This window comes from Traorella massiliensis, assembly GCF_900104665.1.
In the GTDB taxonomy this organism is placed as follows: Bacteria; Bacillota_I; Bacilli_A; order Erysipelotrichales; family Erysipelotrichaceae; genus Traorella; species Traorella massiliensis.
In genome coordinates this window covers 166088-184669 of sequence record NZ_LT629967.1, presented here as the reverse complement: position 1 = coordinate 184669, position 18582 = coordinate 166088, and the positions used below count along the sequence as shown (strand labels likewise).

At 30.9% G+C, this 18582-nt stretch carries 13 protein-coding genes and 1 pseudogene; 13 read left to right on the top strand and 1 reads right to left on the bottom strand.

Annotated features, from left to right (window positions below; translation table 11 throughout):
• The first annotated feature begins 52 nt into the window (after positions 1-52).
• The 8 genes from BQ5367_RS02040 to BQ5367_RS02005 all read left to right on the top strand — a co-directional run bounded on the left by BQ5367_RS02040 (position 53) and on the right by BQ5367_RS02005 (position 9108).
• Complete coding sequence (locus BQ5367_RS02040) at positions 53-2815, top strand: TOTE conflict system archaeo-eukaryotic primase domain-containing protein (RefSeq protein ID WP_071440910.1); 2763 nt, start codon at positions 53-55, stop codon at positions 2813-2815.
• Positions 2805-3524, top strand: coding sequence for a hypothetical protein (locus BQ5367_RS02035; RefSeq protein WP_071440909.1), 720 nt, complete (start codon positions 2805-2807; stop codon positions 3522-3524). Before BQ5367_RS02040 ends, BQ5367_RS02035 begins: the two co-directional genes overlap by 11 nt.
• Before the next feature lie 49 nt (positions 3525-3573).
• Positions 3574-4548, top strand: a complete 975-nt coding sequence (gene bsh, locus BQ5367_RS02030) for a choloylglycine hydrolase (RefSeq protein ID WP_071440908.1) — start codon at positions 3574-3576, stop codon at positions 4546-4548.
• A 60-nt stretch (positions 4549-4608) separates the two neighbouring features.
• On the top strand, positions 4609-6027 hold the full coding sequence (locus BQ5367_RS02025) for a deoxyguanosinetriphosphate triphosphohydrolase (protein WP_235858719.1): 1419 nt from the start codon (positions 4609-4611) through the stop codon (positions 6025-6027).
• A gap of 285 nt (positions 6028-6312) precedes the next feature.
• A complete protein-coding gene (locus tag BQ5367_RS02020; RefSeq protein ID WP_071440907.1) occupies positions 6313-6636 on the top strand; it encodes a hypothetical protein in 324 nt (107 codons plus the stop codon).
• A 4-nt stretch (positions 6637-6640) separates the two neighbouring features.
• Positions 6641-7666, top strand: coding sequence for a helix-turn-helix transcriptional regulator (locus tag BQ5367_RS02015; RefSeq protein WP_071440906.1), 1026 nt, complete (start codon positions 6641-6643; stop codon positions 7664-7666).
• 11 nt (positions 7667-7677) lie between these two features.
• Positions 7678-8421: a metallophosphoesterase family protein gene (locus tag BQ5367_RS02010; RefSeq protein WP_202615249.1), complete on the top strand. Its 744-nt coding sequence runs from the start codon at positions 7678-7680 to the stop codon at positions 8419-8421.
• A gap of 9 nt (positions 8422-8430) precedes the next feature.
• On the top strand, positions 8431-9108 hold the full coding sequence (locus BQ5367_RS02005; protein ID WP_071440904.1) for a hypothetical protein: 678 nt from the start codon (positions 8431-8433) through the stop codon (positions 9106-9108).
• Here BQ5367_RS02005 and BQ5367_RS02000 read toward each other — a convergent pair.
• Complete coding sequence (locus tag BQ5367_RS02000) at positions 9098-10063, bottom strand: helix-turn-helix transcriptional regulator (protein ID WP_071440903.1); 966 nt, start codon at positions 10061-10063, stop codon at positions 9098-9100. The two genes, BQ5367_RS02005 and BQ5367_RS02000, sit on opposite strands and share 11 nt — an antisense overlap.
• Positions 10064-10153: 90 nt before the next feature.
• On the opposite strand from BQ5367_RS02000, the gene BQ5367_RS01995 reads away from it, so the two are divergent.
• The 5 genes and pseudogenes from BQ5367_RS01995 (at position 10154) to BQ5367_RS01975 (ending at position 18415) form a co-directional block, all read left to right on the top strand.
• Positions 10154-10450 (top strand): HIRAN domain-containing protein, encoded by a 297-nt coding sequence (locus BQ5367_RS01995; RefSeq protein WP_071440902.1) that lies wholly within the window; start codon positions 10154-10156, stop codon positions 10448-10450.
• Between the two features lie 58 nt (positions 10451-10508).
• A pseudogene (locus BQ5367_RS01990) lies at positions 10509-12002 on the top strand (TIGR02677 family protein).
• Positions 11989-13110: a TIGR02678 family protein gene (locus tag BQ5367_RS01985; protein WP_071440901.1), complete on the top strand. Its 1122-nt coding sequence runs from the start codon at positions 11989-11991 to the stop codon at positions 13108-13110. Before BQ5367_RS01990 ends, BQ5367_RS01985 begins: the two are co-directional and overlap by 14 nt.
• Entirely contained in the window at positions 13107-17093 is a 3987-nt protein-coding gene (locus BQ5367_RS01980; protein ID WP_071440900.1) for a TIGR02680 family protein, read from the top strand. Before BQ5367_RS01985 ends, BQ5367_RS01980 begins: the two co-directional genes overlap by 4 nt.
• Positions 17090-18415: a TIGR02679 domain-containing protein gene (locus BQ5367_RS01975; protein ID WP_071440899.1), complete on the top strand. Its 1326-nt coding sequence runs from the start codon at positions 17090-17092 to the stop codon at positions 18413-18415. Before BQ5367_RS01980 ends, BQ5367_RS01975 begins: the two co-directional genes overlap by 4 nt.
• The last annotated feature ends 167 nt before the right edge of the window (positions 18416-18582 follow it).

Here is an 18582-nt window from a genome sequence, read left to right as displayed (position 1 = left end):
AAATATCTCCAAAAAAAGATACTATGATAGTAGATATGTTTGGAGATTTTTTATGATGAATGTAAATCAACGAATTAAAGAACTAGAAAAAGAAAATGAATATCTCAAACAAGAACTGAAAAAAAGAGGGTATGTATTTATTGATAAGAGACGTACGTTAACTGCTTCAGAGAAAATAGACATTTTTATGGACTACTTTAAAGGTAGAAATGATATTTATGCGAAAAGATATTATCGCACAAAAAAACAGATATATGGCTGGTGTCCAGCGTGTACAAATGAATTTGGTAAAGGATGTGCAAAAGTTAAAGGAAAGGCCGACTGTGCTAACTGTAATGTTGCTCATTTTAAAAAATTAACAAGAGACATCGTTAAAAATCATTTTAATGGTAAAGAAAATAATATGGGTATTGGACTATATCCCTTAAATTTAGATAATTCATGCTATCTGATAGCACTTGACTTTGATGAAAATGACTGGTTTGAGGATATGCATAGTGTATACAAGATAGCTATGAAATATGGTATTCATCCTTTAATGGAACGTTCGGCTTCAGGGTTAGGAGGTCACTTATGGATCTTTTTTGAAGAAGCAATAAGTGCAATGAAAGCAAGAAATTTAATGATGCTTTTTATACAGGAGGCAATGGAAGTAAATAAACAATTAAAATTTGATTCTTTCGATCGTATGTTTCCTAATCAGGATAGAATGCCTCAAGGAAGTTTTGGAAATCTAATTGCATTACCTTTAAGATATGGTGCTTATATAAAAGGAAATAGTGCCTTTATTAATGAATATCAACAAGTGATTGAACAGCCTATTGAATATTTAATGACAATTTCTAAAGTGAATGAAACACTTGTTGATACCATATTAAGTAATCAGTCTAAAGAAGATTATTTTTTTGATAAGATGCAAATTGGCTTTAACTTTAATTTAGAAACAGCCTATACAAAACGAATTGATATGATTGAAAATACAATGTTGTGCATAGAAAAGAAAACATTGAATACATATACGCTTAATGTACTGAAACGCCTTGCTTCTATGTATAATCCTGAGTATAGATCATTACAAAATATGAAAAAACCAATATACAGAGGATCAACACCCAGAGTATTATGCTATTTTGAGGAAGATGATCAAAATTTGTATTTACCAAGAGGCATCAAACAAAAGATACATGAAGTGTTTCCTGAAGCTATTATAAATGTTGATGATCAGACCTCATGTGGTAAATCGATAGAGATTGCCTTTAAAAAAACTCTGCGTAAAAATCAAATTGAACCAGTCAATAAATTGATGAAATATGAAATGGGCGTGATGAAAGCTGTTACCGGATTTGGAAAGACAGTAATGGCTATTTACATCATGAGTCAAATCAAATTGAATACTTTGGTGATTGTTCCTACGAAAGAATTACAAAATCAATGGGTAGAACGTATTGATGAATTTCTAACATATCCTAAAACAAAATTGAAAAAAGATCGTTTCATCTGTGTATATAATGGAACAAAGAAAAGACTAAATGGAAATATAGATATTGCAACCGTTGCTTCTCTTGCTAAAATTGAAAATAGTAAAGAAATATTATCGAATTATGGTCTTGTCATTATTGATGAATGTCATCATGCAGCCAGCAATACTTTTATAAGTGTCTTGCGTAATTTAAGTGCCAAATATGTATATAGTTTTTCTGCTACTCCAGAAAGGACAGATGGTTTAGAAAAAGTTGTTTATATGTTCTGTGGCCCTTTACGTTATATTACAAATTCTTATGAGATTCAGGCAAACTATACCTTTAAACAGATACTCATACCTAGAATGACAACAATGCGTATTTTAGATCATGATTTAGAATACAACGGTATTTTAGATGAATTAATGAGGAACCAAGCTAGAAACTATTTGATTTTAAAAGATGTTGCAAAGGAATATAAAGAAAACGGCAAGATCATCCTTCTTACGGAAAGAGTTGAGCATGTATCAATTTTATATGAAATGATGCGTTATTTAGGTGAACATGTTTATGCTCTTAGTGGTGCTATAAAAGATAAAGAAAGAGCTGAAATCATAAAAAAGGTTCGTAACTTATCAAATAATGAAAATTATATTTTAATCGCAACAAGCAAATTGCTGGGAGAAGGATTCGATATGGCTTCCTTAAAAACTTTATTTCTTGTGATGCCTGTGTCCGCTGAAAATAGAATCATCCAGTATACAGGGCGTATACATCGAAATTATGAAGGAAAAGATATTGTAAAAGTATACGATTATGTCGATGTTAATATACCTATGATGGAAGCTATGTTTCAGAAAAGATTGAAACAGTACCAAAGAGAAGGTTACTATTTGCAAGAAGACGATGATGAGACAATTGAAATGTCACAAATGGTTTATGACTGTAATGATTATGAGCAATCATTTATAAGTGATATAGAAAACGCTAAAAAAGAAATCGTTATCATGAATGTGAAATATGAAGTATCAAAGATAAAAAAATATTTTCTGTTGCTTCAGGAAAAAGTACATCAAAACATTAAAATATATTTCATGGTAGATATTCAAAATCATAATGAAGAGATCATAAATCATTTGGAAGGATTAGGTGGTAAGATGATCAACTGTAAGCATCATAAACATTTTATCGTAATTGACCGAAAAATTGTATGGTACAGCAATTTCGATTTCTTTGGGAGAAATAGTTCTCAAGGTTACAGTACACGATTTATGGATGAAATGTTTGCGGAAGAAGTACTTAGTATGATAAGTGAAGAATCACAGAGAAATAAGGAGACCTATTATGGAAGATAAAGAGTTAAACAATTTGATAAAGATATATAAAGGCTTGGAACAACTTATGCTTCATCAGCACCAATATCATTTAGGTAAGTTGCCTCATATCAAACAATATAGGAATATACGTAAATTACACCAGGCATTAGGACAAAAAATGATTGATTTCTATCAGGATCATCCTGAATTACAAGAAGAGATGATTGAGAAGCTGAATAAGGAACAACGCTCACTTTTTTATAAATTAGAAAGGTTAAATCTATATGATGATTTAGATAATCGTTATTTTATTGATATGATACTCTATCCAAATGAGTTGGTTTATGATATGAGCACCTATTATCTCGATCATCATAAAGTACGCAGTGAACGAAATAAGGCCTTTGTCAAAGCAATGCAAGAAAGTTATATAAGCATCTTTAAAATTTTAGATAAAGATTGCAAAGAAGGAAAAGTCAGGGTTAAAGATTTAATAGATGGAAAAGAGTTTGAAATGATTGATGAAGGCTTAAGCTTTTCAAAATTAATTGATAAATATTATTTATGGCGGATCATTGAGTTTGAAGGAATTTACTTCCAAAGCGGTTTTACGATGATGTATGATCATGATGAATTGAAAAAGTGGTTAAGGAAGCATCGCAATCAAAAACTGAATGTTTATGATATTTATCTTCTTTATGAAAAATATAAAAAAGGGGAAAATATAAATCGTATACATCAAATATAAGAGTATAAAAAGAGCGAGAACTCATACTAATTAAGAAAGGAAGATGGTTATGTGTACAAGTATCATTTATAGAAATGGTGATAGTTATTTTGGAAGAAACTTGGATTTGGAATACTCCTATAATGAGGAAGTGGTCATCACTCCTAGAAAGATGCCTTTTCATTTTAGAATGAAAGAAGTACTTAAAAATCATTATGCTTGTATTGGAATGGCAACAGTTGTAGATGATATTCCTTTATATTATGAAGCTGCCAATGAGAAAGGACTAGCCATGGCTGGCTTGAATTTTCCAGGTAATGCAGTTTATCATATGGCGGTAGAAGATAAGGATAATATTGCTCCTTTTGAATTGATTCCTTGGATATTGGGGCAGTGTGCTAATGTACAGGAGGCAAGAAAATACTTATCAAAGATTAATCTAGTAAATATCTCATTTAGTGAAAAGATGCCATTGGCTCCGTTACATTGGATGATTAGCGATGATAAAGAAAGTATTATCGTTGAATCTATGGAAGATGGGTTATACATCTATGAAGATAAGATAGGAGTATTGACAAATAATCCGCCTTATGAATATCATCGATGGAATATAAATAATTATCAGCATTTATCACCAAAAAATTCACAGAATGAATTTAGTAAACAGCTAGATCTAAATCCTTATGCTCAAGGGATGGGAGCGATTGGATTGCCGGGTGATTTTTCAAGTGCCTCACGTTTTGTGAAAGCAGCCTTTCTTTTGAATAATGCAGTATCAGAGAAAAATGAAAATGCCAATATATCTCAGTTTTTTCATATCTTAGATGGTGTGGCCATGGTCAAAGGTAGTGTCATTACCCCTCAAGGGCATCATGATATTACTGTTTATTCATGTTGCATCAATTTGTCTAAAGGAATTTATTACTATAAGACCTATGAGAATAATCAGATAAGTGCTATTTCATTATTTCAAGAAGATTTGGAAGATACATCTATTACTCGATATCCTTTGATTCATGATCAACAGTTTTGTTATGTGCAATAGCTAATTTATATATTAAAATAAAAAATGTGATACAATAAAGAAGATCGAAGGAGATGTATCATGAGATTGAATTGGAACGATATCACAAGTGAAAAAAGAATACCGGAATCTAAAAGTAAAAAGCTGACAAATTTAAGAAGTGAAGTAGAAAGCGACTATAATCGTATCATTACGAGTGCATCTTTCAGAAGACTTCAGGATAAGACACAAGTCTTTCCTTTGGATAGCAGTGATTTTGTGCGTACTAGATTAACACATTCTCTAGAAGTTGCTTCTCTTGCGAAACTGATTGGAAAGCAGATATGCAGTGAGATTCAAGATAAAAAATTAGAGGAAGAAGAAATCAATGTCCATAATGTTGTAGAAACACTTAATTGTGCTTCTTTGCTTCATGATATTGGCAATCCTCCTTTTGGACACTTTGGAGAATCCTCGATTCGTGAATGGTTCAAAAAGAATCTTCCGGTGATAGAATATCATGGTATAAAATTAAGTGAGCTTCTTAGTGAACAACAAAAACTCGATTTCTATAATTATGAAGGTAATGCTCAGGCTTTACGTATCATTACCAAGCTTCATCGATTAAATGGTAAATATGGGATGCATTTGACAAGTGGTGTTTTAGATACGATCATTAAATACCCGGTAGATTCTTTAGAAAAAGTAAAAGAAGAAGAAAAAGAAAAGAAAGATCGCAGATTAATTGCGAAGAAAATAGGTTATTATGAGAGTGAAAAAGATATTTTCAATACCATTAAAGCTAACACAGGTACTTTTGGCTGTCGTAATCCATTGACCTTTATCTTAGAGGCCGCAGATGATCTTGCCTATACTTTTGCGGATCTAGAGGATGGCTATAAAAAGGGAATGTATACCTATGATGAATTAATGAGCGTGATTGATAGAAGTGGTGATGAAAATGGCAGGAAACAGCTAGAAATGAAGCTGGAAAGTGCTAAGAAAGAAAAGGTTTATGATGGTGTCGATCATGATCCCTACCGTCAAGCTATCTTTCAATGGCTGACAAGCAAACAATTGTATTGTGTGACTGCTGTGAAAGATGCATTTATTAACCACTATGATGAAATCATGAATGGAACATTTGATAAGGAACTTATCATGTGCAGTTCAGAAAGCAAGATCATACAGGAATTAAAAAAATTTGCTTATCGTAAAGTTTACTGTGATAAATCAATTTTACGTGTAGAAATCATGGGTAATGAAATACTGACCTTCTTTTTAGACCAGTTTACGAATGCTACTTTACATTATGATTCTGCTTATTATGAACCAAACGAAATTCAAAAGAAATATCTTGCTTTGCTTTCATTAAATTATTTAGAAAACTATCATGATGCTGTACAAAACAAAAGTGATCATGAAAAGATTTATGATAAACTTCTGTTAGCTGCGGATTATGTTGCTGGTATGACAGATGGATATGCACGATTATTATATCGAGAATTAAAAGGAATGTAGAAGGAGTGATTCGAAAAAGTCACTCCTTTTATATATTAGGAAATTTCTTTTTTTGATTAATAGAAAGACGATGAACAGGAAAATTAGAAAAATGTACATTCTTATTTCTTAAAAATGTACATTTTTAGGTTGACATTTATAAGTTTAACTAAAATATTAAAAAAATGGGAATTATTAAAATTTGATGCATATAAAATAGTAGGAGGTATCATTTACTACAGTGTTTATATTGATATATATTAACCAATATGTTAATATATATGCAGTTAAGTGATTAAGAGAAAGATGTATATTGAATATGGAAATTTGTATAAAAAGAGTGAAAAGCGCATTCAAAAACATTACAAGGAATTAAAAACATTAGACATGATAAAAAATCATATTCGACAATGTTCATCTTTTCATGAAATGAAAAAGAATCCTATTTCAAATATGTATGGTTTTGAAGCATTGAAATATGAATTGAATGGATATTATAGTTTTAATTTAAATAGAAATAGAGGCGTTATTCGTTTGATTTTGTCCATAAGAGATAAAGAAAATGTTGCTGTCTTGGAATATATTTCAATGAATCATTATGAAGATTTTAAGAAAATAAGAAAGGGGTGAGCATATGGGAAGAATACGTTTTGCAGATTATTTAAAAGAATATTTGGAAGTGAATCATATTTCAAATAAAGAATTTGCGAGCAGAATCAATATTACACCTAAACATTTGATAGATATTTTATCTAAAAAAAGTGAATTAAGTGCTCAAATCATTGATTCGATTTCTTTTGTTACAGGTATTCCTATTGACTATATCTATAGAATGGAATCCAATTTTCATATTGAAAATGAGATCGATCATTATTTAAAAAAAGAACATTTGAGTGAAAAAGAATATTTAAATAAATTTGATTATAAAACTCTTATAAAAAAAACATGGATACGTTTTACAGATATCTATGAACCCATTGAAATTATTAAAGATATACTTAAATATTTACGTGTAAGCAGTCCAGAACAACTCAATGATCTAGAATCCCATTTATTCTATAAAAGTAAAAATGATCGAAAGGAATTACTTTTACTCTGGCTTGAAAAATGTTATCGTGAAACATTGACACAGGATGTTAAGGATTACACAAAAGATAATATTTTATATCTTGTACGATATATTCATGAAAAAGCAAATCAGAATATATTCGATGAACAGGAATTAGTAAAAGTATTTAATGAAAATGGAATTGCATTGGTGATTCAGGAAGACCTTCCAGGTTCTAAAATCAGAGGTGCTTTTAAAGTACATCGTAATATGCCAGCCATTTATATTACCTATAAGCATAAAAGAATTGCAGACATTTACTTTGCATTGTTACATGAATTAGCTCATTGTAAAAGTGATTTTAATAAAGCAAGATCAATGAGCCTGATTTCATTTGAAGATGAGAGAGATATTGAAATAAAAGCGGATGAACAGGCATTTCAGTGGATGGTAGAAAATAAATACTATCATGATTTCGTAGTTAAAAAAGAATATAAGATAGATGATGAAATTAAATATCCAAAATCATTCATTGTATATAGGCTTGCTCATGACCATCTTTTAAAATATTCATCCCCTCTTTATCAGCAATATAATCGGCTTTTAAAATAAAGGAGGAAATCATGATTTATATTACAGGTGATTGCCATGGAGATTATGAAAGATTCAAGAGTGATATCTTTTTTGAATGTAACGAAATGACCAAGGATGACTATGTCATTATTTGTGGAGATTTTGGTTTATGGAATGAATCTAAGGAGCAGGATGAACGTTTAGACTGGCTGGAAAGCCGACCATATACTACTTTATGGGTAGATGGAAATCATGAAAATTATGATCTTTTGAATACTTATAAAACAGAAATGTGGCATGGCGGGAAAGTGCATTTTATTCGTCCATCCGTTATTCATTTACAAAGAGGGCAAATATTTGAGATTCAAGGAAAGACATTCTTTACTTTTGGCGGTGCCTCTTCTCATGATATTAGTGGCGGGATCTTAGAACCTCATGATCCTGATTTCTTTGAACAGTTAGAAAAAGCTCGTAGACAGCCACGTCCATTTAGAATCAATCATGTATCCTGGTGGAAAGAAGAATTACCAAGTGAAGATGAAATGGAAGAAGGCAGAAGCAATCTTAAAAAGGTAAATCATAAGGTTGATTATATCGTTACCCATTGTGCTTCCAGCAGCATTCAAGCTATTTTATCTTTTGGTATGTATCAAAGAGATATGCTGACAGATTATTTAGAAGAAATAAAGAATATGGTTGAATATCAAGTCTGGTTTTTTGGACATTACCATGATAACAAAAAAATTACAAATCAAGATATTTTATTATATGAACAGATCATTCGAATATTATAGGAGGCTATTATGAGTAAACAATTTATATGTGAACAATATGAAAACGTAGTCAGGAATCAATTAGATATGAAAGATCCTCAAAGCACATATGATACCTATCATCAATTATTGGAAAATGGATTTGAAGAAGAACAAGCGATTCAGCTGCTTACCTATGCGGTAGGTGTTCAAATAGGATCTATACTTGCTGATCAGCAGCCTTTTGATGAAACACATTGGAATGAAATGATGGGATTATTATCAAAAGAAATTCCTAAAAAAGGAGAAAGAATTTCCGATTATCAGCTTACAAAGAAACGTATTCGTGCAAAAAAAGAAGTTGGAATTTTTCAAGATGATCAAATTGATGAGTATCTGGATCAATTATATGTGATTGATATGGTCCTTTATCAATTCAATTCTATTTTTAAGCTATCTGGAAGAGAGATATTAAAAATGCTGGAAATTGAAATTGTTCGACAGTATGCTTATCTTCATCAGCAGTCATTTAATTTTGAAGATTGTGTAGATGAAATCATGATTTACTTAAGTAAATCATTAGGTCAGTCTTTTTATGATCAATATCCCGATGTTGAAATTGAAACGTATATTCAATGTTTAAATAAAGTATATAGCAGTGTTGAATTTTGGACAAAAGAATGGGGAAATGATGGATATATTGAATATATCGAAAAGTTTATCGTTTAGATTGATATTTCTCTAAAGTGTTTTGTAATATTTGGATCATTTCATTTCTTAAAGAAGCGGGTGTCATGATCTGACAGTGAGCAGCATATTGTAAAGCAAAATAAAGAATGCCTTGTCTTGAACTTTTCAGATAAACCTGAAAGTGATCATGGCCAGCTTTTTGAATCATGACATCTCTTCCAAAACGATCGATGATATCATCGAATATGACATCATCACAAAGAAGCGAAATCATTTCTTCATCCCCGCCATACATAAAAATCTTTGTTTTGGCGTATTCATAAGGATCAAAATCCTTACCAAGTTTCTTTAAAACTATATCAGTTATTTGTATATCTTGCATACGATCGATTCGATAATGCGATAAATTATCATAATGATCATTACGACAGATCAGATAAAAATTTTCATTCGCATAAATAATATGATAGGGATGAATCAAATATCTTTCTTTTCTTCTAGGTACTAGCTGTTTCTGATGATTATATTTCATATATAGAAAAGAAACAGCTTTTTTGTTTTGGATGGCTTCAAGAAGGGTTTCGACATTATAAAAGAATTGTTTATTTAAAGATTTACGCTCATTCTTTACATAGACATTATTATTAAAACTTTGTGAAACATATTTGCTTTGTGTATCCAATAATTTTTTGATTAATTTTTTTGAATCTGATTCGGGAATAAAATGTGAAGAATAGACAGCATTACATAATAGATGAATCTCTGATTTTTCAAATTCACGTGAATTTAGATAATATGCTTTTTTAATGCTATCATATTCAACTTCAATTCCATGCTCTGCTAACAGGTCAAAATGCTTTTTCAAGGTTTGACGGGTAATTTCTAGATCATAACGCTTTTCAAGAAGCTCTAATATTTTATGTCTTGAAATAGGATGCTCTTCATCTGATTCATGACACATGATTTCATAAATCGCTAATGTTATCTGTTTCATATTATCACCTGGTTTTATTCTAACATATTTTTGTGAGTGTTAAAATAAGTTAACAGGGAGTTTGTTATAATGATGGTGGGAGGGATATATATGTTTATTACCATTGTAGGTACAAGTCATTATTTTGGAACTGAGATTTTTAAGGTGGGACAGAATTTATGGTTAGAAAAAGATGTGAATAATGACTATGATGAAGAAGCCATCAAGGTCGTAACGGAGGCAGGAGCTACTGTAGGCTATGTTGCGAATAGTGTTTATTCAGTAGCTAAAGGGACTCGAAGTGCAGGACGTATTTATGATACATTTGAGGGAAGACAGAAAATTACTGTTTGCTTTATTGTGAAAAATGATGTAATTGCTCAGATTGATGATGAAATAAGTTTTTAAAAATATTTACTATCGAATCATTACATAAAATGATATACTAGCAATGAGGAAGTAAGTCATGAAAATAAATGAGAAATTATTAAAACCATTATCTGAAATCAATTATTTACGTGCTGAAAATGTTGAAAGATATCGTGTAATTATTCGATATTTTTATGAAGAGTATGAAAAAATTCATTACTGGATGCATAAAGAAGATGTTTATGAAATGATGATACAGACAGGATTATTTCCAGATTATACGCTTGAATTGTGTCAGTCGGATCTAAGTCAATTGACGGAATGGAAAAATCTTGAGGCTATGCAAGATACAACGAAGGTGCTGACGATTGAAGAATTTAAAAATCGTAAATACCGCTATCAGCTTAGCGACTATACCATTGAAATAGAACGAATGATGATTCGTCTTGAAAATTTAGAAGTAGAAGGAGCTTCATTAGAGCCTTCTTTACTTGAAAGGATTCATAAACGGATTTGTGAAATAAAAGAGATTTCTCAAAAAGATATCTCTGAAGTAAGTATTTGGTGGAACGATTTAAATAATGACTTTATTCGATTAAATCGTAATTATCAGGATTATATTCGAACATTGAGTAGTGCTCGTGCTGAAGAAATGATGAAAACCAATGAGTTTTTAATATTTAAAGATCAAATTATTTAATATCTTCGGAACTTTGTGAAAGGATTACAGGAACAGGCTCTTGTTTTAGAAGAATACATCAAAGAAGTCGATGAAACTTCTATCATGACGATATTTGATAAAGTTTGTGAATATGAAATATCAATTCCTAGAATTGAGAGAAAGATTGAAAAAGAAGAAATTTATGAAAATATAAAGGGAAGATGGCAAAGTATTCATAACTGGTTTGTTGGTGAAAATAGTGTTAGTGAAGTAGAAAGAATGAGTGATATTACAAGTGATATCATTCGCAAAATTACAAGATATGCCCAGCAAATCGGTGAATTGTATAATATAGGTGCGAATCGGAAAGAAGAATATCGTCATATCGCTCATATATTCGGCATGTGTCAAAATATCAATGAAGCGCATAAAATGAGCTCCATGGTTTTTGGAGTAGATACCTGTTTGCATTTGAAAAATCTAAATGTGAGAGAAACGGATAGTATTGATAGTGGTGTCTATGATGAAGATCCTACTTACTATGATTTGGAGCCAAGGATAAGAATCATAAAAAATAGAAGCAAACGTCTTCCAGCACAGGATTATACATTAGAAAAAGAAATACAGCGTCAGCAGCATCTCGATAGAATCAAAAATGATCAAAATATTATCATGGAACTGATGAAAGAAAATACGATTGATTTTTCAGAATTGCCGATGATTGATGGATATACCCGTAAATTGCTTTTAAATCTTTTAAGCAGAGGATTGGCTGATTTAAATCATGCAGGCAAATGTGAATGGGGAGCTGATTATTGGATTGATGACAGCCATCTGAAAATGTGCGAAGTAAAATGTGAAGATGGAGATTTTTATATGCCGTCTTTTCGTATTCACTTCAGAATGGAGGAATTTTATGAAGGCAATTGAGGAATTAATGAGTCGCAGATGGATTTTAAAAAAAGACGATTCGGCCTTATTTTACATGATCAAAGATAATCTAAAGGAAATAAAGAAATTCATGCAGGAGAAACTGGGTTATATCATCGTCATTAATCCCCAGATGATAAAACTTGAAAAGATACCAGGAAAAGCGGAAGCATGGATGGGAATTCAGGAATTTCAAAGTGTGCGTGAATATCAAATGTTGTGTTATGTACTGATGTTTTTAGAGGAAAAGGAAAAAGAAGAGCAATTTGTGTTGTCATCTTTGACAGAATATGTTCATGCGCAATTCAGTGAAGAATCTTTTGACTGGACAAATTTTACCGCAAGAAGACAAATTGTAAAGGTTATAAAATACTGTGTTTCTCAAGGAATGCTGATTCAGACAGAAGGGGACGAAGAACGTTTTACACAAGATATCTCAACAGAAGTTCTATATGAAAATACAGGAACGTCACGTTATTTTATTCGTAACTTTGTTCGTGATGTCATGGAGTATGAAAAACCAGAAGATTTCGAAAATAGTGAGTGGATCAATGTAGACGAAGATAGAGGAGTCGTTCGAAGACAAAGAATTTATAGAAAGCTTCTTTTATCACCTGGAGTCTATCGCAACGATGATGAAAATGAAGATTTTCTGTATATTCGTAATTATCGTAATCAAATCAGTCATGATTTTGAAATTTACTTTAATTCTACTTTACATGTACATAAAACAAGTGCCTATATCAGCGTTGATGAAGAGAGTTCAATGGGAAAAAGTTTTCCTGCTAATAATACCATTTCTGATTTGATATTGTTTGTAAATGAAAAGATTGTTCGCAAAGTAGCTGCTTATAAATTAAAACCTCTATCTGATGAGAAAATATATATGGAAAAAGATAGTTTTTTACGACTATGTGAAAATGCTATTCAGCCATATTTTGAAAAACTTCCTAAAAAATATCGGGAACAAGGGAAAAAACAGTTGGCAGTGAACGTAATGAAAGAAATGATCCGGTATGGTTTTATTGAAGAAAGCGATCAGGTATTAATCTATCCGATTGTTGGGAAAATAACAGGTGGTATGATGGAAAGAGAGGGCGAGATATGAAAAAAGCACAGTGGCATATGAATCGCTTAGGACTGGTTGATTTTTGGTATTATGTCAATGAGGAGTTTTACTTTAAAGATGGCCATATGCTTTTAAGGGGAAGTAATGGAAGCGGAAAATCAGTCACTATGCAAAGTTTTATTCCTTTGCTTTTAGACGGAAATAAAAGTAGTGAACGCTTGGATTCTTTTGGTACTAAATCAAGAAGAATAGAAAATTATCTTTTAGAAGAGGACAGTGATAGAGATGATCGTATAGGATATCTCTATCTGGAATTTAAAAAAGAAGATGTAGAAATGTATAAAACAATTGGTATGGGTCTACATGCAAGAAGAAATAAACAATTAGATGCATGGTATTTTGTAATTGAAGATAATCGACGTATTAATAAAGATCTGTTTTTAATGGAAAACCATTTGGCCATTACAAAAACGGCTTTGAAAAATAGAATAGGTGATCAGTATATTGATTCTCAAAGAGAATACATGGAACGTGTAAATAAGTCATTATTTGGTTTTCCAAGTCGTGATGAATATAAAGAGGCCATCAATCTTCTAATGCAGGTGCGCTCTCCTAAACTTTCTAATTCATTAAAGCCGACAATGATCCATGACATTTTAAGTAATTCCTTACAGCCATTAAGTGAGGATGATTTACGTCCGATGAGCGAAGCGATTTCAAGTATGGATGAGATAGAAGAGCAGCTGTTTTTGTTAAGACAAAGCTATGATTCTGCGAAATCTATTGTTCAGATCTATGATCAATACAATTCTCTTCAGTTAGAAAAAAAACTGAATGCTTATATGAAAGCCAAAGATGAATATGAAAAAAATGAAACAGAAATCAAAAGGGCAAATAAAGAAATCAGTGATACAGAAATAAAGCAAAAAAATGGAAAAGAAAAACTAGAACTGCTGATGAATGAAGATAGGATCTTAAAAGAAGAAAGAAATGTTTTAAATCAGAAAAATTTTGATGGTCATTTAAATAGGATTAATGATTTAAAAAGAGAAATATCTGATGATGAACACAATAAGGAAAAGAAAGAAGAACAAAAGGACCAGAAACGGGACATATGTAATCGTGCTAAAGAAAATATGGAGAAAGCCGATGGTCAAAAAAATGATCATTATCTTCAATTGGAAGAGTATTATCATGATCTTGAAAAGATCAATGATAATATACAGTTTACGGAACATATTGCTTTAAAACAAGAAGTCATGTTACATCCAGAAAAAGAATATGATTATACTTATACCAGATCCTGTATTCAACAGGAAATCAGAGATCTTGAAGAAGGAATAGAGTTATTTAAAGAGAAAAATAAGTCAAATGAATTAAAAGATGCACTGATTGATCAAAAAGAAGAACAACTACAAAATCAGGAAAAGGCTGAAAGAGAATATGAAAAACTGGTGCAGCTTTTAAATGAAAAAATTGATGATCAACAGGAAGCCTTTCATAAATGGTACGAACAAAATCAAGTACTGATCATGAGCAAAGATAAGATGATGAATATCAATGATGCCTTAAGAAGATACGATATCGAAGATTCTTATCTATATATTGAGAAGTTAATAACTGATTCTTACAATCAAGTATATAAAAATCTAATTGAAGATAAATATAAATATCAAAGTATGAATCAGCAGCTTGAAAAAGAACTAAATGAAGCTCAGTGTGAATTTGAAAAATGGAGGAATATGGAAGATCCTGTTCCAGAAATTGATGAAGCAATGAAAGAAAACAGACAATTTCTACAGGATAGAAGAATTTCATATCAGCCTTTATATACATTGTTAGAATTTGGCGATGAAATTTCAGAGAATACTAAAAATCAGATAGAAGAAGTTTTTATGCGTTCTCACCTTTTAAATGCTCTTGTAGTAGAAGAAAAATATCGTTTTGAAGTACTGACACATCGTAAGGGAATGGCGGATACATATCTTTTCACTACTAAAAACTTATCTGCTCTTAAACCTTATTGGATTCATGATGCAGATAAGGATCTTAATGAGTTTTTTTCTGCTATTGGAGTTGATATCAGTAATACTAAATTTAATCATTTCACTTATCAAAGTGGGGATATTACAGGAACAATTTCTGAATCATATTTGTCTTGTTTTATAGGAAAGAACACTCGTGAAAAATATCGGCAGGAAAAAATAAATGCTTATGAATGCCTTATCAATGATTTATTATCAAGACAGAAAGATGTTTTACATAAAATAGATGAAGCTGATATCAGTCTTGATATTTTGGAAAAAGAATATCATTCTTATCCCCCTAAAGATGAGCTAGATTCAATAAAACAAAAGATAACAAATAATGAAAAGGAAATAGAAACGATAGTAAGAAGTATTCAGAAATTTGAGGATGATATTAATAAATGTCAAAATGAAATCATTATGATTCAGCATCATATCAGTGAATTAGCGGATCATCTTGGTATAAATGCACTGCAAGATGTTTTTGAAGCGAGAAAAAAGGACTTTAAAGAATATGAAATGCTCCTTCAGGAATTTATAACACGACATCTTCATTATATTCATCAGTATGAATTATATGTTTCTTATTGCAGCCAATGTGAGTCGGCTGAGAATGATTTATTAGCGATTCAAGGCGAGATTTCTGCTCTTAAATTTTCAATTCAAAAGAATTGTCAGCTTTTAGATGTTCTTAAAAAGCAATTAAAAGACAGCGGGTTCGAAGAAACTATAAAACGTTTAGATGAAATTGAAATGAGATTAAAAGAAATAGAAGAACTTAAAGCTAATGAAAACCAGATGCTGGGGAAAATGTCAGAAAAACTGCAAAATGATAAAGAAAATTTATCAAAACTATATATCATTCGATCAGAAAAAGAAATGATTGAACAAAAAGCTTATCAAAGATATAAACAAGAAGCAAGTCTGGGTTATGTGTTAACTGATATATCGTTTGAACAGATCAGCGAAGCACATAAATATTTAAATGAAAAGAATGCTTCAATTAAGAAAAAGGATCTTTCAATTGATCTTCAGAATGTTTTTTACACGAATCGAGGCAATTTGCAGGAATACAATTTAGGAATCATTAATTTATTTGAAGAAGATGAAGAGGCAAAGCGTCTTGATATTCATGCTCGTTATCATGGAACAAAAATTTCGTTTTCTGAACTGGTAGAAAAATTGAATGATAATATTCAGATACAGAATAATTTATTAGCCGAGAGTGATCGCCATCTTATTGAAGATGTTTTGATCAATACAATTTCAAAGAAGATTAAACATCATATTCAAAAAAGCGAGGCATGGGTAAAAAATATGAATCGTTATATGAGTGAGATGAATACGAGCAGTGGGCTTAAATTGGGTCTGCAATGGAAAAGCCATAAGGCAGAAAATGAGGATGAATTGAATTCTGAAAAGCTGGTTGCTTTGTTATCAAAAGATGTTCATATACTTAAAGATAGTGATTATAAGGCTCTTTCCACACATTTTAGAAGTAAGATTTCGACAGCACGGAAATTGTCTCAGCAAGAGGATTCAAATGAATCTTTACATACAGTTATGAAAAAAGTATTAGATTATAGAAATTGGTTTGATTTTAGAATCCTTTATGAAAAAAAAGGTGAGAGAAAAAAGGAAATGACTAATAATGCCTTTTATTCTTTCTCTGGAGGAGAAAAAGCAATGTCCATGTATGTGCCTCTATTTTCAGCAGTTGCGGCCAAATTTGAAAATGCCAGAGAGGATGCTCCAGTATTGATTGCACTCGATGAAGCCTTTGCAGGGATGGATGATAAAAACATTAGTAATATGTTTGATTTAATTGCAAAGTTTAAATTTGATTATATTATGAATTCACAGGTTTTATGGGGTGATTATCCAAATGTTAAAGGACTGGCGATTCATGAATTATTTAGACCAGAAAACGCCAAATATGTCAGTGTAATTACCTATGAATGGAATGGCTATAAGAAAAGGCTGGTGAATATATGAGATCACCTGATGAAGAGTTGTGTATATATTTGAAGTCTGATCACTTTGATACATTTATGCAAGAGTGGAAGAAAAAAGTAAAAAAATATGGACATGCAGGCGGACAGATACTACTTGAGCTCAATGATGATAATCGAGAATGTATTGCCAATTTTTTAGGAATGAATTTTCATAAACAAACAATGATTAAAATACGATTCAATCAGGTTATAAAAGCCATTGAAAACTCTCGATTTGAGGGAGCGGATTTCAATATTGTGCTACAAATGTATTTTCAGGATGATTTATTATCAAATAAAAAGATCAGGCAAATAGAAGAAGAAAAAATACATCAGATATTTATAAATTTATCTGAAAAATATAAAAATACAAAAGCTGGTGAATGGCTTGAATATTGTTTGAATTCAAAAGATTCAATATACATCCAAATGGTCAAAAAGATTCATCAAGAACCAGAGAAATTTATTGCTGAATGTGAACAGGTCATGGATGCAATGAACAATTTTCCTATGTGGAGTCATCAAAATATGAAGATGTCGGTATTTGCCGCAAAAATTACAAGAGATCCTCACTCTTTTGACAATCATCGCTTTATGAATACTCTTTTGTATCATGGTGCTTGTTATTTTACTTCTGATTCGTATATGCAGAAATCTTTATTGGATAAGAACTTAACTTTTTATAAGGTAGGCCTTCTTCAGGAAAACATAAATAATTTTTGTATGATTGCTCATCTTTTAGCGTATGATAACGATAAAAAGATTCATTCGGGATGGCAAGGGTTTTATGATCGCTTTGAAATATGGAATGTAAATGCTTTAAATCTTAACAGTATTGATTCGATTGATCGTAAATGTTGCAAAAGGGTGCTTGTTATTGAAAATCCATCAGTTTTTCAAGAACTTGTACATGTTTCAAAAGTGAACATTATCGATCAATTAGGATTTGTCTGTACATATGGGAATTTAAATTACTGTGGATATCTATTATTAGATAAAATTTATGAGGCTGGAATAGAAATGCTTTATTGTGGTGATTTTGATCCTGAAGGATTACTGATCGCTGATAAATTAAAAACAAGATATTCTGATAGAATTCATTTATGGCATTATTCTTGTGAAGATTATTATTATTCACATCCATCAAAGAAGATAGATCAAAAAAGGATCTCTATTCTTGAAAACCTAACAAATTCGCAGACAAAAGATATAGGTAATTTAATAAAGAGTAAAGGATTATCTGGTTATCAGGAAAATATGTTAGATTTATATAAACAAGATATTATGCAATGGAAAAAAGAAGATGAATATTCAAAATCATAATGGTTACTATGTATATCTTCTTAAATGTGAGGATCAATCTTTATATTGCGGATAGACAATCTGATTAAAAGATTTAAAATGCACTTAAGTGATAGAGGTGTAAAGTATACTTAAGCACATAAACCTATTAAGATTTTTTATTATGAAAACTTGCTTTACAAAACCAG